This is a genomic window from Marivirga aurantiaca (assembly GCF_016679925.1).
In the GTDB taxonomy this organism is placed as follows: Bacteria; Bacteroidota; Bacteroidia; order Cytophagales; family Cyclobacteriaceae; genus Marivirga; species Marivirga aurantiaca.
Genome location: NZ_JAEQBW010000005.1, coordinates 273,643 through 290,976, shown reverse-complemented (window position 1 = coordinate 290,976; position 17,334 = coordinate 273,643). Strand labels below are relative to the sequence as shown.

The 17,334-nt window shown below is 37.8% G+C and carries 9 protein-coding genes; 6 read left to right on the top strand and 3 right to left on the bottom strand.

The annotated features are described in order from the left end of the window. Positions 1 to 9: 9 nt before the first annotated feature. On the bottom strand, positions 10 to 588 hold the full coding sequence (locus JKA74_RS13080) for an ECF-type sigma factor (protein ID WP_201431641.1): 579 nt from the start codon (positions 586 to 588) through the stop codon (positions 10 to 12). Between the two features lie 440 nt (positions 589 to 1,028). Here JKA74_RS13080 and JKA74_RS13075 point away from each other — a divergent pair, with 440 nt between their 5' ends. From JKA74_RS13075 to nth, 3 genes are read left to right on the top strand one after another with little or no spacing between them, the layout of a single operon-like run. After that, positions 1,029 to 1,631, top strand: a complete 603-nt coding sequence (locus JKA74_RS13075; protein WP_201431640.1) for an RNA polymerase sigma factor — start codon at positions 1,029 to 1,031, stop codon at positions 1,629 to 1,631. Next, positions 1,609 to 1,848 (top strand): hypothetical protein, encoded by a 240-nt coding sequence (locus tag JKA74_RS13070; protein WP_201431639.1) that lies wholly within the window; start codon positions 1,609 to 1,611, stop codon positions 1,846 to 1,848. Before JKA74_RS13075 ends, JKA74_RS13070 begins: the two co-directional genes overlap by 23 nt. 3 nt (positions 1,849 to 1,851) lie before the next feature. After that, complete coding sequence (gene nth / locus JKA74_RS13065; protein ID WP_201431638.1) at positions 1,852 to 2,496, top strand: endonuclease III; 645 nt, start codon at positions 1,852 to 1,854, stop codon at positions 2,494 to 2,496. Positions 2,497 to 2,572: 76 nt separating this feature from the next. Here nth and JKA74_RS13060 read toward each other — a convergent pair whose 3' ends face one another. Next, positions 2,573 to 3,295: a LytR/AlgR family response regulator transcription factor gene (locus tag JKA74_RS13060; RefSeq protein WP_201431637.1), complete on the bottom strand. Its 723-nt coding sequence runs from the start codon at positions 3,293 to 3,295 to the stop codon at positions 2,573 to 2,575. Then, positions 3,292 to 4,794, bottom strand: coding sequence for a sensor histidine kinase (locus tag JKA74_RS13055; protein ID WP_201431636.1), 1,503 nt, complete (start codon positions 4,792 to 4,794; stop codon positions 3,292 to 3,294). Before JKA74_RS13055 ends, JKA74_RS13060 begins: the two co-directional genes overlap by 4 nt. Positions 4,795 to 5,132: 338 nt before the next feature. On the opposite strand from JKA74_RS13055, the gene JKA74_RS13050 reads away from it, so the two are divergent. From JKA74_RS13050 to JKA74_RS13040, 3 genes are all read left to right on the top strand, one after another. Continuing rightward, the gene (locus JKA74_RS13050) at positions 5,133 to 6,038 is read left to right on the top strand and encodes an ABC transporter ATP-binding protein (RefSeq protein ID WP_317193599.1); all 906 of its coding nucleotides are present in this window, start codon (positions 5,133 to 5,135) and stop codon (positions 6,036 to 6,038) included. 86 nt (positions 6,039 to 6,124) lie between these two features. Next, on the top strand, positions 6,125 to 9,619 hold the full coding sequence (locus JKA74_RS13045) for an ABC transporter permease/M1 family aminopeptidase (protein ID WP_201431635.1): 3,495 nt from the start codon (positions 6,125 to 6,127) through the stop codon (positions 9,617 to 9,619). 413 nt (positions 9,620 to 10,032) lie between these two features. Then, positions 10,033 to 17,277, top strand: a complete 7,245-nt coding sequence (locus JKA74_RS13040) for an Ig-like domain-containing protein (protein ID WP_201431634.1) — start codon at positions 10,033 to 10,035, stop codon at positions 17,275 to 17,277. Positions 17,278 to 17,334 lie beyond the last annotated feature (57 nt).

Here is a 17,334-nt window from a genome sequence, read left to right as displayed (position 1 = left end):
TATACGCCATTAAGCAGATTTATTTTGTTGTAATTGGCTGTACATCCAGGCTTTTGTAACCTGCCAGCTTCTTTTTACTGTTGCAGTTGACACATCCAGTACTGCCGCTGTTTCTTCTATACTCATATTGGCAAAAAATCTGCACTCGACAATTTTTACCTGTCTTTTGTCTTTTTGTTCCAGCTTTATAAGTATCTCATCCAGGTGCAATAGTTCATCAGAGCAGTTTTCTGATAAATGGATTTTCTCTTCCCATTCCTCGAAACAAACATGTTCAGCTTCCTTCCCTCGTTTGATGGCGTTTTTTCTTCTTGCTGCATTTAATAAAATTTGCCGCATCGCTTTTCCCGCCACGCCATAAAAATGCGCACGGCTTATCCAATCTGTTTCTGAGTTAATAATCTTTAAATAAGCTTCGTGAACTATGGCGGTAGTGTTGAGGGTTTCCAATCCGAAAAACTGGAATCTTATCCTTTGAGCAATGTGTCTGAGCTCAGAATAGATTACAGGAAAGATTTTATTATAAGCGCATAAATCGCCATTATTCGCCTTTATAAGTAATTGTGTAATTTCTCCTTGTACTTTCATAGTTAAAAGATAAAATTAAAAACATTTAAGCTAATCACCTAATAATTAATAAAAAAATTAGAAAGTTTATAAAATACATTTAAAAATAATATATAATGTTTCTGGTTTAGGATATTGAATCAGAACTATAATAACGTAAAAATGATGTAAAGTACTGCCATTTAATGATTTTTTAATAAATCTTTAATTTATGAACCATATTTATATATCATATGGATTTGATGTTGTGGTTCAATATTGAGATACCTCCAACATTTTAACCGATAGTTTATTTCTATATTCTTTTGGCATTAATGTTGTTCTTAAAAAATAAATCGTAAATTGTTTTTGTATTTACATACAATTTAAATACTTTCGGGATTATATATAATAATATTTATCACCTCAAAATAACAACGCTATAGAATAAACCTTTACCAAACTAAACAAGGTGTTTTAAGATGAACAGTCAAAAAACAAAACTGGACGACAGCCAATTGGTGAGCCAGTATATCAATGGTAATGAAGTAGCGTTTGAACAACTAGTAATCCGCCACAAATCTAGAATTTTCACCACTATCTATATGATAGTGAAAGATCATTATGTCGCAGAAGATTTGATGCAAGAAGTTTTTATTAAGTCTATACGAACTTTGAAATCCGGACGTTATAATGAGGAAGGTAAATTTTTACCCTGGATTCTTCGAATTGCGCATAATTTGGCAATAGATAAATTCAGGAAAAATAAAAGGTACCCTACCATCGTTATGGACGATGGAAACAGTGTGTTCGAAACCCTCGAATTTGCAGAAGGCAGTTTTGAGGATGCGCAGATGAAAAAAGATATGCACAAATCCCTGCGAAAACTGATTCAGGAATTACCGGATGCTCAAAAGGAAGTGTTGATTATGAGACATTTTATGGATATGAGCTTCAAAGAAATTTCTGAACAGACGGGAGTGAGTATTAATACTGCTTTAGGTCGAATGCGCTACGCCCTCATTAATTTGAGGAAAAAGATGCAACAATATAATATAGCCTATGACCAAAATTTTTACTCATGACGATTTAATCAGGTATGTCTATGAAGAAACCACAACTGAAGAAAATCGACTAATCGAAAAATCCTTAGCCGTTGACAGTGCTTTGCTGGAGCAATGTCAAGAGTTGCATAGGATAAAAGAGCAATTGGACGGGAGCATGATGTCTCCTTCAGAAAAAACGATTAATACTATTTTAGAATATTCAAAAGGCTTTAATTTGCATCCTGTAAAGGACTAACCAATGCAAAGAAAAGAACGGTATAAAGCTTTTATTGAATACTTCTCTGAAAACCAACCACAAGCTGAAACGGAGCTTCATTATGAAACTCCGTTTCAGCTGTTAATTGCTGTAATTTTATCTGCCCAATGTACCGACAAAAGGGTGAATATTGTTACACCTGCGCTTTTTGAAGCTTTTCCAAGTCCGGAACATTTAGCTTCTTCTCATTTTGATGAGGTTTTGCCTTATATAAAAAGCATTTCTTTCATGAATAACAAAACCAAACATTTAATTGGTATGGCTAAGTTATTGGTGGAGAATTTTGACTCTCAAGTACCTGAGAATGTAGATGATCTGCAAACCCTTCCGGGAGTTGGCAGGAAAACAGCCAATGTGATTGCTTCGGTCATTTATAATCAACCCGCAATGGCAGTGGATACGCATGTGTTCAGAGTTTCCAAAAGGTTGGGACTGGTAAATATGAATGCTAAAACTCCACTTGAGGTAGAAAAAGTCTTAATTAAAAATATACCTTCTGAATATGTACATCTGGCACATCATTGGCTAATTTTGCATGGAAGATACGTATGTGTGGCCCGAAGACCTAAATGTGAGGAATGTAAAATCACCCATTTCTGTCGTTATTTTGAGAAGACTAATTCTTGATTGTATAGAAATTTTGAAGTAATAAACGGGAATCATTTTTTGCTCTAAATCCCATCCTGGTGCAAAAAACATTGATTTATATAAAATGTGATTTCACAGTTTGTGAGTAGGTTTTTCCAATTGGTAAAGATTTTCCATTCTTAAGTACGACTCTGTTTCCTTCCAGATAATGAATGGTATGTTTGTTAATAAGGGTGGATTTGTGAATTCGAATAAAGGAAGACCCGACAAGTTCTTCTTCCATGCTTGTTAAGGTTCTTGGCGTTAAAATATATTCATTTTCCAACCAACATTTAACATAGTTACCGTAACTCTCCAGGTAGAAAATGTTCTTTGTCAAAACCCTGACAACCTTTTTATCAACCTTTAGAAAAAGGGTTTTCTCAGAAGAAGATGGTTTTTCTCCGCTTGCTGTTGTAAAATTAACCTCCTCCTTATTTAGGCTAATTAAATCCTGTACTTTGTTCACGGCTTTTAAAAAGCGTTCAAAACGGAAAGGCTTCAATAGATAATCAGATACATTCAGCTCGAAGCCTTCCAATGCATATTCAGAATGGGCGGAGGTGATAATGACAAAGGGTTTTCGGTCGAGGGTCCTTAAAAATTCCAGGCCTGTTAGTTTTGGCATTTGGATATCCAGAAAAAGCAAATCTATAGCTTTGGCCTTTAACATTTGAAATGCCTCGGTGGCTTTATAGCAGTGGCCTACAATTTCCAGGTAGGGAATATCCTCTTCATATTTTTCAATAATGGTGTGGGCCAGCGGTTCATCGTCTATTATAATTGCACGTATCTTCATTTCAGAGTAATTGTTAGGTAGGCATAATATACTCCATTTTTCTTTTCTGCTTTTAGTTCATGTTGTTGCGGATACAACAATGTTAACCTTCTCTGCAAATTAGCTAGCCCAATACCGGAAGAATTAATATTGTCTTCTTCGTGAGAATTTTTACAGCTAAAAGTAAGTTTGTTATCAACAGTTTTCACTGATAAAGATAAAAATGTTTTGTTTTCTGCTGGCTCAATTCCGTGTTTAAATGCATTTTCCACAAGAATGATTAATAGCAAGGGAGCGATTTTCAGTGTATCCTCTACCGAAATACTAAATTCTACTTCAAATTCTTGCTGTAAGCGCAGTTGTTGCAACCGGATATAATCTTTGATATAACTTATCTCTTCTTTTAAAAGTACTTTGGGTTCTTTGCCCTTGTAGATGACGTAGCGCATAAGATCCGAAAGCTGGAGGATGCCCTCCGGTGTTTTGGAGGAGCCACTTAAGCTGAGGGCGTAAAGGTTATTTAATGTGTTAAAAAAGAAATGTGGGTTAATTTGCTGTTTAAGTAAATCAAGCTCTGTTTGCACTTGTTGTTTTTCCATTTTTTCCATCTGGCTATTTTGCTTAAACCACTGTAAGGCAAAAATTACAGGGATGCTGACCAAAATAATCGTTATCACAACTCCTGCATTGGTAATGTCAAAAGCGTCCAAATTTTCACTTGGCACTACAATTCTTAACTCTTGATGGAGTGGTAACCAAATAAGTAACTGTGCCAAAAATGGATAAAGAATAACTATAGTGCTTATTAAGCCGAAAATATAATATAGAATTCCTTTTTTTCTCAGGAGCTGAGAGATTAGAAATTTTTCATTAATGATGAAAAACAAAAAACCAGCCAGGTAAGCTATATATAACTGCGCAGCTATTGTTAGAAATAGCCATAGGTTTTGAGCTATTTCTTTCAGGTTCCATAACATATCTATTGTAGCTCGCTGGTTAAATTGTTCCTGATTTGAAACCACAATACCTGCCATAAATAAGGCAACTAGAAAGAGAGCAAGCATGATGGCGGCTTCCAGGCTCATCATCTTTTTCCAAATAAACCGCTTGAAGTGCTGATTGATATAGGGCTGAACCAGCAAATAGAAACTTATAATAAAGGTGCTTATAGTAGCTACTCCAAATGCCGGTAAATTGAGTTTAATACCTTTAAAGTTTATCTCTGGAAGATTGTAGAGTAAAATAAAAACAAGAAAGGGGTATAACAAATAAATAAATCCCCAGCCCAGGAGATACTTTGTTTTTATCCAGCGATTGAGCAAGACTGTTTTATGCCAATCCCAAATAATTTGTGGAGTTAGCAAGATCAATAAAACAGCTAAATGAATTAGGTAAAACTTCCAGGAATTTTCTGGCTTTTCCAACATGGAAATAATAGTGGCCAGGCAGATTGCCCCAATAAAAAGCCATGTATCCCTGTCAAGTAGCTGTTTTTCAATTTTCTTCAAGCTTAAATTCATGCCTATTCATTTTGCCAAAAAAAGTATTCTGTTCCAATATTATCAAAGATTAATGATAAAAGTAGTGTTTTTCATGATGAAAGAAGCAAAATCCCTTTATGGTGGAGATTAGACTACTTAACATGATTTCTCGCCCCTTTGTCATCTAAAATTCTTCAATAAGAGAGCACCTTCTACTTTGCCAGTCAATCCATTATAGAGAAAAATGCATGAATTGAATGAAAAGAATAATCAACTGCCTAAGGAATATTTATTGCGAATTCTCTTATAGGGGATCCCTTTAGGGCAAACTGCTGAGGTGGTACAAGTTATGGCAACTAAAATAATAATAATATACTATGCATATGAATTCACTGGTTTTACAAAATATAACTAAAATTTACCCTAATGGTGTAAATGCCCTTAAAGGGGTTTCTTTAGAACTCGGAAATGGGATGTTTGGATTATTGGGTCCAAATGGTGCAGGGAAGTCTACTTTAATGCGCACTATTGCTGCCTTGCAAAGCCCTAATGAGGGCAGGATTTTTTTCAATGGAACTGATACCATTAGGAATCCTCAATTTATGAGGAATAAACTAGGCTACCTACCTCAGGAATTTGGTGTATATCCTAAAATATCAGCACAAGATTTACTCAATCATATTGCTGTTTTAAAGGGGATATTGAATAATACAGAACGAAGGAAACAAGTAGAGGGCTTATTGAATCAAACCAACTTATACGCCCATCGCAAAAAAGCAGTAAGTAGTTTCTCCGGTGGCATGCGCCAGCGTTTTGGTATTGCCCTGGCGTTATTAGGCAATCCTCAGCTCATCATTGTTGATGAACCCACAGCAGGTCTCGACCCTGAGGAAAGGAATAGGTTTCACAATCTGCTGAGTGAAATTGGAGAACAAATTATTGTAATTCTCTCCACCCATATAGTTGAAGATGTAAGTGACTTGTGTCCTCAAATGGCTATTCTTAATGACGGTGAAATTGTGTGCCGGGATTCTCCCAAAACACTTATGAAGCAGATGCAGGGGAAAGTATGGCGGAAAACTATAAGGAAAGAGTTATTGAATCAGTATGAATCCTCCCACCTGCTAATTTCTTCAAAATTGGTGATGGGAGAAAGAATCATTCATGTTTATGCAAATGAAAAACCAGGAGAAGACTTTTACCCAGTAAGTGTTCAACTGGAAGATGTTTATTTTCATACTTTAAAGCTACAGTCTATCAGAAAGGAGGAAGTAGCATGCTAGGTAAACTGCTCTTTTTTGAACTGAGATTTCAATTCCGAAAACTCATTTTTTGGGTTGTAGCATTAGGGTTTTTGTTCTTTGGTTTTATGCTTACACTCTACGGATTGAAGCTTCCGGATGTAAATACAAATGCACCTTATATGATTGCTTACAGTTTAAGTCTTTCTTCAATAGGGTGTGTATTTGCTATAACTTTCTTGGCGGCTTCTTCCCTACTACGTGATCAGGATCATCAGATGCAGGAATTAGTATTTGTTACACCAATTACTAAATTCTATTTCTTAACAAGTAGGTTTTTAGGCGCTTTTATAGCGGCTTTAAGTGCGTACATCTTTCTAATTGCAGGAATGCTACTGGCTGTTTATTCTCCACTTCAGGATGCGGATAAACTTGGTTCCTTTCAGCTGATGAATTACGGGTGGAACTTTTTTCTTTTTGCTTTGCCTAATATGCTATTGGTTTCGGCCTTATTATTTTTCATTGCTACTTTAATCCGCAACAGAATGGCTATTTATCTGGGTGGATTAGCGATTTATATTGGTTATATAGCGGTTTCTCTTTTTTCCGGAGCTCCCTGGATGGCAAATATTAATCCTCCATCAGCTGAGGCTATGGCATTGGCAGCGAAAATTGACCCTTTTGGAATCTCCTCTTTTTATGCTCAAACCAGATATTGGTCTGCGTATGAGCAAAACACTAAGCTATTGGTTTTGGAGGGTAGTTTTTTATTGAACAGGCTACTCTATTTCAGCTTTTCAATTTTATTAATACTTTTTACCTATTCCATTTTTTCTTTTAGAAAATCTAAAACCATCCATAAAGCAGATGGTGAGAATAAAGTAGTGAAAAACCAACAACTACAATCTTATCAATCTACAACCACCACAATCACCAATTTTAGGTTTTTTAGAAAATCGTTTTTCTCCCTTTTAAAGATAGAGCTTCACTCAATCTATAAAAGTTTTACTTTTTTACTTCTCTTGGGCTTATGGCTGTTTGTGATTGGGATAGAGCTATTTTCAGAAGTTCAGGAACATACTCGTACCTCTGCTATTTTGGTAACAAGTGGCCAATTGATTATGACAATTATGGATGTGTTCCCTGTTTTTGGAATATTAACTATCGTTTTTTATGCAGGAGAACAGCTTTGGCGTAATAAATTGATAAAATTTGATGAGCTGAATGATGTGACACCTGCCACTAACTATGCCCGTCTCCTGTCTAAATTTATTGGACTTATTTCTATTCCTTTATTAATGATTTTTTTGGGCAATGGAATTGCTATCGCTCTCCAGCTTTATAAAGCACATTCAGCTATCGAGTGGGGCTTATATGGTATATCCGTTTATTATTTGGGTATGCCATTGGTGATCTTTCTGGCAATCTCAATATTGGTGCAGACTATCATTCCTTCAAAATATGTGGGCATGGCAGTATCTTTTTTTCTTGCTTTACTTATAGCTTCCCCACTTAGCACACTTATGGGTGTAGAACATCAACTGCTTCGTTTTGCTAATCCTTTCACCACTTTTGCACATGATTCGTATTCTGATTTTAATGGATTTGGGCAATACACCCAGGCATTTAACTGGAGAATGTTATTAGGTTTATTCATTGCCATTTTTGCATTAGTGCTTTCAAATGCATGGTGGATTCGTGGGAAAGAAAACAATCTAAAACAACGATTAATGCAAACTGAAAGGGTATTAGGAAAGAAAGGAAAGCGCTTAATCCTGTTTTCATTCATTGGAATTTTGATGACATCCGGCTATATTTTTTATGCGATTAATTGGGTAGAACATTATGAAACCCGAAGTGATAAAATTAGGTGGACTAAAAACTATGAACTGCTTTACAAACCTTTTAAGGATAAGCCACAACCTCATATAACAGAGTTAAATGCTACTATTGATTTATATCCTACTGAAAATTGGTATGAAGTAAAAGGGAATTATTTGCTTGATAATAAGACAGATAAACCGCTGGACACTGTATTGCTTGGGATTCACCGATCTGTTATACTTAAGGATTTTGCTATTGATGGAGCAACGGTAATCCGGGCAGATGAAAAATATGGATATTATTTAGTCGCTTTTGATCGCCCCTTTCTGCCAAATGAGAATTTAAAAATGACCTTTCAATTTGAATCAGGTTGGAGCCCATTCACGGGCCATGAAGCCTTTAATGCAATTGTGGATAATGGATCATTTCTTCGGATCAGTAATTATTTCCCTTTCTTTGGATATGATGACAGCCAGGAGCTGAAAAGTGAAGACTTAAGAAAAGAAGAAGGTTTACCGGAAAGGAAGGAGCAAATCCCTACATTGGAAGAGGTAGCCCAAAATCCTCAGGAATATGATGCAGATGATTATCATTTTATTGACTTTCAGCTGAAGATCTCAACAGATGTGGATCAGCAAGTAATTGCTCCGGGTCAGTTGATATCAGAAGAAATACGAGAAAATCGTCATGTCTATTCCTTTAAGAGCACTAATCCAGTGCCTTTTCGATTGGCCGTTGCCTCAGCCCGGTATGAGGTACAGAAATGGAGTTACAAGGAAATTGATTTCTTCATATACTATCATCCCAGCCACAAAATCAATATTTCCAGTGCGAAAGAAGCCATTATCCATGCGTTTGATTATTGCACCGAAAATTTTGGGCCTTATCAATACAAAAGCTTTCGCTATGTGGAAGTGTCTGATTTCACATCTGGCTTTGTGGCTACATCCTATCCGGGAGTGATATATCACAGGGAAGGTATTGGATTTACCCACGATTTATCTAATGCTGCTGCTCAAAATGTGTTGTACAAAACTATCGCTCACGAATTTGCACATCAGTGGTGGGGAGGCCAACTTCACCCTAAACAAATGGAGGGAGCTATTGTGCTGACGGAGGGCCTGGCTCAGTACACTGAAACCATGATTTATGAGCAGGCTTTTGGAAAAGAATTAACACACAAAGCTCTGGAGGTAGAAATGGATTCATATTTACGGGACAGGAATTTTAAAGAGGAGATGCCGCTGTTTAGAGTGGGATATGTCGACCCTCATATTGCCTACAGTAAAAGTGCTAAAGTTTTCTACGCTCTAAAAGAACTAATTGGTGAGAAAGCTCTTAATGCTATATTAAAAGAATTGCTTATAGATTTTTCTTTTCCACAGGTTCCACCTACTGTCAATGATTTTTTAACGATTTTATATGAAAAAACAGAAGAGCAATACCATGAAACTATTACGGACTTATTTAAAAGAGTAGTAGTTTATGACGTTTCTGTTGAAGGAGTTTCCATGTCTGTACTTCCTGATAGTACTTTTGAATTAAATATGGAGGTGAAGATTAGTAAATATCGGCAAGATAAGAATGGTAAAACCATTGAATATCCTATTCATGATCATATAGAGATTGCTGTAATGTCAGGAGATAAGCAAGTGATTTATTTAAAAAGCCACCGCTTTGAGCGGATGAATAATCAGATAACTATCAAGGTGGGAGAAAAACCCCAATCTGTTATTATTGATCCAATGGGTATTCTGATAGAGGAGGATCAAATAAATAATAAAGTAGATGTTCAGTAAGATTCGAATTATTGACCCAAATAAAGGTGAATAGTTAGTAAGGGTCTGAGATGTATATTCCATCCGGGCGGTATCAATTGTTTGTTTTTATAAAAAATTTTTTGAAAATTTTTTATAAAAACAAACAATTGTAATATTTCCATATGTAACAAAAATAAGGCTTTTTTCGTACGCCTTTTTCCTACTATTTCATTTCTTTATTTAAACTATAATTATGCAATAATTATATTAATATTACATGCGTGTTGTATTTACTCAATATATAAAAAAAACAATATTGGAACTGTGAATTAGTGTCGCCAAAACGCTCTAATTTTAGATGAATAGCATAAAATAACGCATAAAAGTTGTTATTATTTCGATTAAACCATAGATTTATTCTTTAATTATGTTTCACCAAAAAAAAGAAAAGCATGAAAAAGAATTACCCTGAAACAGGCTTTTATTACTTTTTGTCCAATATAGTGGGCAATAAAGGCCTTTTTCTTACATCGGTTTTATGGTTGCTTTTTTCTGCAGTAACACCTCAGGTGCTACTTGCACAAAAAGCTGAAAAGAGGCCGGCAGTTCCAGTTATCTGCCCGGCTAAGCAACAGGATATGTTTACAAAAGTAAATATACCTAAGGAATCAAAGGATGAGCATCAGCGTATGCTCCAAAACGAAGCTACTGCTGAATTTGATGTAACCTTTGGTCCTGGCGCCCAGGCCAACCCTGAAGCCAGTGCGGCATTTGAATATGCTTTGGATATTTGGGCTACGCAAATTGTGTCCCCCGTACCTATCAAAGTGTACGCAGATTTTGCTAATCTTGGGCCTGGGGTTTTGGCTTCTGCCGGACCGGCCTATAATGTGACCAATTTCCCTGGTGCCCCTGAGGAAGATGTGCTTTATCCGGCTGCTTTGGCAAATGCCTTGGCGGGGGAAGTGCTTTTTCCGGATGAAGAGTATGATTTAATAGTAAATTTGGGAGACGGGATTCCCTGGTATTTTGGACTTGATGGTAATACACCCTCAGGCTTATACGATTTTGTAACTGTTGCGCTTCATGAGGCAGGACATGGTTTGGGCTTTACAACGGTACGTGGTTATAATAATGGCACAGGTACTATGCGTTCAAATGGTCAACCCTCAATATTTGGAATTTTCATGGAAGACGGAGACGGTGACAGATTACTTGACTTTCCGGATCCTTCTACAGAATTGGGAGATGCATTCACCGGAGGCGACCTTTACATGGGTGGCGAATATGCTGTAGCGGCCCTTGGAGGAGAAAGGCCTGAGCTTTATGCGCCAAGTACATGGCAAGGTGGGTCTAGTATTGCTCACTGGGATGAGGCGGCTTTTCCAGCCGGAGATGTGAATTCTTTAATGACACCACAAGTGGGTTCAGCTGAATCAAATTTTGATATAGGAGATATTACCAGGGGCCTTTTTAAAGATATGGGCTGGGTTATTAACGATGAAGGAGCACCTACTTTGGTAGCAACACCTACTTCCATTTCCGATGAAATTCTCATTGGAGAGGCAGTGACCCATACAATAAGTTTATCCAATATTTCGGACACAATCGCCAATGTCTCATTAAGCTCAAGTTCAGGTACAACTACTATTATTGAATTTTTTGACCCTGAAGAATTAATGATTGAGCCTGGTGAAACAGACTCTTTTACGGTAGGATTGAATGCAGCGGAATTGGAAAAAGGAATTTATGAAGATACTATTCTGGTAGTTTCAGCCGAGACATCCGATACTTTGAACATACCAGTTTATGTGCAGGTGTTAGACGGAACAGAGGCACCTGAAATTTCTGTTTCACCGGATTCTCTGGCAGTAACTTTGGAACAAATGCAGACAGGCATTGAAGAATTAACAATTTCTAATACAGGTGATGCTGATTTAACTTTCAGCATTGAGGTAAACGATGACTCTACCACTACTTTTCCGGAAAATGTAATCGCCTCTAATAATTATATTAGAACAGAGGGTTTTATAGAGGAACAATTCCCTTTTGCTGAAGGGGGTAGTAAATCAGCCCTTATACGAACAGAAAGCAATACTTTTAATAGAGCAGTTACTAGTTTATATGCTACAGACTTTGAAGATTTTCCACTAGGGGATATAAATGATCAGCAAGGTTGGATTAGTCAATATGATGATAACTGGATCATTTCTGATGCTAACCCTGAAGAAGGAGATCAGCATTTTAGAGGTGTTTCCGATGGCTTAGGTGGCACAAGACCAGGTAATATCTTAGCCCTTTCCCCTACTATTACGCCACTGGACGAGCCATTTATGACAATGACTGCTTCTGTGAATATAGAAGGAAGCGGTGTTACATGGGAAGTAATTCCCCAGTCACCTACGGAAGGTTCTGTTGTAACAAGGGTAAGATTCAACCCTGATGGAACAGTTGATGTATTGGCAGATCCTGATTTTGTTAGAATTGATGCCACTACTCCTGAGGGATATTTTGACCTTAAAATTGCAGTGGACAAGGATGATGCCACTTTCTCTGTTTATTTTGATGAAGAATTGGTGTTCACCGGACAAGGTTATGCAAGTATAATCGAACAAGCCGTATTCCTTTCTGCAATGGAAGAGGAAGGTTCAACTTTTGATGTTGATAACCTTGAAATTACAGATGGCGACCCCGATGCTTTCTTCGTGACTGTTTCACCAAACTCAGGAACAGTTCCATTTGGTTCATCAACAACAGTAGATGTAAGGTTTGATGCCAGAGCATTGAGTGCAGGAGAATATCATGCTTCTTTATTAATTAGTAGCAATGATGCTGAAAATTCACCAATTGAAGTTCCTGTAACCTTAACTGTTGTTCAGCCACCTACAATTGAAGTGTCACCTGACTCATTAAGTGCTGCAGTTAACGTGCAAACTGATGATCCACCAACTCAAACCGAAACTTTTACAATAAGCAATACAGGGGAAAGCACCCTTGAATTTAATGCTTCTACAGGAGCTACGGAGTTTACACCTTTCGCAAATGATACAAGTGGTATTATTGCGTATGAATCGCTTGATATGTCAGTATACGGAGTAGGTAATACTGGTTCTTATGAAGAGAAGTTGGCTAATGCTCCTAAACGCCTGGCGGCTACTAAATCGGAATCCGGGCAGCCATATTCCAGTACATATACCGATTCTATTGCCTATGATACTGGTTTGGATTTCCCTGATGATTTTGCAGGAGTTCAAACAGCTGCCTATACAAGTGCACTAAATTTTGATGTAGAAAGTGATTTCACTTTAACAGCAGTTAGAAATGGTTATCGAACGGAAGCAGTAGCAAACCCTGTAGTAGTGCTTGAAATCTACAGAGGTGGGGCCACTCCAAACGATGGTGAATTGTTGCATACACAAACTTTTGAACAAGCTAGTGAAGAAGGGATTGTAGTAGCAGAGGTTTTAAGTCAATCTTTAAGCTTTTCTGCTGGTGAATCTTTTTGGGTAGTGCATAAGTATCCTGATGGAATTGCTTTCCCTCAAGGAGTAGATGCAAACGCAACTCAACGTCCTAACACCTATATGTTCAGCTCTGATGGTGGAGCAAGCTATAACCCTTCAGGCTTTGTATTTTTCGTGAGAGCATTGTCCGGTGGAGGTAGTGAGGATTACATCAGTTTATCTCCTTCTTCAGGAAGTGTATCACCTGGCGAGTCAGTAGAAGTGTCCGTCACATTCGATGGAGCTGGATTGGCAAATGGAATGTATGATACAGATATTCTGATTAATAGTAATGATCCGGTTACACCAACTGCTACAGTGGCCACACATTTTGAAGTCACTGGTCAGGTATCCGAGATTTCCATATCTGATGAATACCTATTGTTTAATGATGTGTTCCTGGGAGCCGAAAGGGAAAGAACTTTCACAATTAGTAACGAAGGTTTAGCCACACTAAATGTCACGGATATCTCTTCAGACAATTCTGATTTTACAGTGAGTACTTCATCGGCTACAATTGAAGCCGGAGATAGCCTGGTAGTAACAGTGAATTTTGCCCCAAGTGAGCAGGGAAATATAAATGGCATTATTACCATAGAAAGCGATGCTGCCAATGATACTGAATTGCAGGTGGTTGTGAATGGTGTAGGTGTTGAGCCGCCAATTGCCCGATTTGATCCGCAGGAAGTAAGTGAAACTACAGAGGCTGGTACCACAGTAGAGACTGAAATCACTTTGGTAAATGACGGTAATGCTCCTTTAATTTATTCTTTTCCTGATCTGGCGGTAATGTCTGCTTTGTCAAATCCGGATGTGCAATTGAACAATACTGAGATCTTAAGTTTCAGTAATGCAAGTGCTGTGGAAGAAAAAGGAGCAGAAGACAATCGTGTGGGATCTGAAGTTTTATACAGTGTAGGTACAGATAATGAATTTGGCTACAGCTGGATAGATAGCGATGAACCGGATGGTCCTGTTTATGCCTTTAATGATATTACTGCAAGTGGTACAGAAATCACAAATACTTTAAGTGGTGATGGCTCAGCTGAAATTGAGATGCCATTCTCTTTCGAGTTTTATGGTGAAAGCTATACAAATGCAATCATTAATGCCAATGGATTTGTTGCCTTCCAGGAACCTACTGCTTCAAATACCTGGACAAATTCTCAAATTCCTGTTGACAATGCCGTCAATAATATGATTGCGGGATTTTGGAATGATCTTGAACCTCAAAACTTCAATGGATCAGTACATTATGCAGATCTTGGTGATCAATTTGTAGTGCAGTGGACCAATGCATCCCTTTACTCTGGCACTGCTGATGAGACTGTTACTTTCCAGATAGTATTAAATCAGAATGGAAATATTGATGTATACTATGAGGATGTTGAATCAGCTTCTTTCTTAAATTCAGCTACTGTAGGTATTGAAAATGCCGATGGTACAGATGGAGCACAAGTTGCTTTCAATACTGAGTATGTAGAAGATGGCCTGGCGCTCAGGTTTGTGAAGCCGGACATTGCTTTTACTTCATTCATTAGTAATGTAAGTAGTATGTCAGGCGTAGTGCCAGCGGGAGGCTCGAAGGACATTACTGTTACTTTGGATGCCACGGATTTAAATGATGGAGTTTACTACGATGAGTTGAGGGTTTCTACTAATGCGCCATCAGATTCAGGAAGCACGGCTTTGTTTGAATTAACGGTAATAGGCTTTCCTGAAATTGAGATAACCCCTGATTCTATACAATTCGATTCATTATTTGTGGGACTTACCTCAGAAGCATCTTTCTTAATAGAAAATGTGGGTAGTAAGGACCTTGAAATCACTTCTATTTCTAATGGAAATACTGATTTTGTGTTAGATGAAACCGGGCCTATTACCCTGGCTCCTGATCAATCCAGGATTGTCAATGTTGAGTTTACACCTAGTTCTGTGGGGTTCATTGATGATGAGGTAACCATAGAAAGTAATGATGATTTCGGCAATGAAACTGCAATGGTGTATCTATCCGGATTCGGAATAGATCCTCCTGTAATTTCTTTGTCTCCTGATTCATTATCCCTGGTAGTTTATAAAGGTGATTCCACAGTGGAAAATATTTCCATTACAAACTCAGGAGGTTCTGAATTGAACTACTCATTGACGCCACCTTATTTTGCAAGTGCACAAGCAGCAAATCAAGAAGGGCTTCAGTATGAGCGATTGGAGTTTGAAAAGATTCTCAGCAAAGAAGCCCTGGATACACGGGTAGGCCCGGCTTTCCTTAATGCAAGCGGTGGCCCTGGAACTTTTGGTTATACCTGGGTTGACAACAACAGTGGAGGCCCTGCCTATGATTATATTGACATCAGAGAAACAGGCGAATTAGCCAATGTTGGAGGTGATGGAGATGAACAAGTAGCTTTACCTTTTACATTTAACTTCTTTGGTAATGATGAGGATAGTGTGACAATTGGGGCGAATGGATTTTTAACATTTGCGCCTCTATCAGGAAGTAATTTTGTTAATCAACAAATACCTGATCCGGCTAATCCTAATCTGTTTATTGCGCCAATGTGGGATGATATAGAACCACAAAATGGAGGTGGGGTTTATTATGAAGGAAATGAAGATTACTTCATCGTTCAATATGACAGCGTTCCGGGATTTGGATTCCCTCCATTTATTCCTGTGCCAGAGCCTGTAAGTTTTCAGGTAATCTTGTTCCCTGATGGTACGATAAAAATGCAGTATCAGGACGTAGAGTCTTCATCAATGAGCACCAGTTCAACTGTTGGCTTAGAAGGCCCTCAGGGTTTGTCAGGGTTGCAGGTAATATTTAATAATGAATATTTGACTGATGAGTTGGCTATTACATTCACTCCGCCTGTAAGAGGCACAGTTGCTCCGGGAGAAACTGTTGAAGTACCTATTACTTTCTATTCAGACGGATTGGATGCAGGGGAAACTTACTCTGGTGATATTACCGTAAGTAGCAATGATCCTGTTAATCCGGAACTAACAATTCCTGTTGAACTAGAGGTTTTAGCATTGCCTGAAATAGTAAGTTTTACATTAATTAATGCAGAACTTAATGAGGAAATAGGTGAATTACTGGAAGGTGAAATCATCAATTTGGATAATTATGCCAGTAACAGTTTCAGTGTACTTGCCAATGTTTCTACAGAAGAAGTGGGCAGTGTAGTTTTTGATTTCAATGGAGAAGAAGGTTTCCAAATAGAAAATATCGCGCCTTATGCATTAGCCGGTGATTATGATAATGGGAATTCTTTTAATCCAGTTGAGTTTCCTAAAGGGATCAATACAATTACAGCTACTCCATTTACCGGTGCCAATGGAACCGGAAAAGAGGGAGAGAGTTTAACTGTAAACTTTGAGGTGATTGATAATCAACCAGATTTCTGTTACGCGGAATCAGTTATTTCTTACGAGCCTGGTAGCAGAAAGAATGGAAGGTCTTTACCTCCGAGTAGATCAAATCCTCAAATGGCTTTGGGAGAACCACAAGAGAATGATAACTACAATTTTGTAGCTCTGGGTTTTGGAGGTTCTATTACGCTGGAGTTAGGATGTGAAGTGATGGATCACGAAGGAAATGATTTGTTAATTGTAGAAACATCTTTCCGCGATAATAACCGACCTTGTGAATCTTATCCTGAAAAGGCGAAGATAGAAGCTTCGGAAGATGGCGAAAATTGGGTAGTGTTGGCCGAAGAAATTTGCCGTGATGGTGAAGTTGATTTAGCTGACGGTGGATTAACCAAAGCAAGTTTTATCAGGATAACTGATATAAGTAACCCTGATGATTTTGCAGCAGGGAATGCTGATGGATATGATTTAGATGGTATCATGGTCATCAATAACTTTGCTGATTCTACTCAAACGGAAATGGTTCATCAAGTGGTAGATCAGGTCAATATAGTTGCCAATGAGGAAAGTGTAGAGATAATGGCTTATCCTAACCCTGTTAAGGATTATGTTCAATTCGACTTAAAGGGTGAGGGAGACGAGTTCCACTCTAAACTCTATAATGTTCGTGGGGAATTAATTGACCACTCAAGGTTTTCATTGGAATCTGGTGAAGACAAGGGCAGAATTGACATGAGAAACTTATCTCAAGGTTTATATCACTTACGGTTGACTAATGCTGAAGGGGGAATTGTTTCTCAAATGAAAATTTTGAAAAACTAGATTTTCCTAAGCAATTTTTTAAATTGAAAAGCAACAGGCACTTGTCTGTTGCTTTTT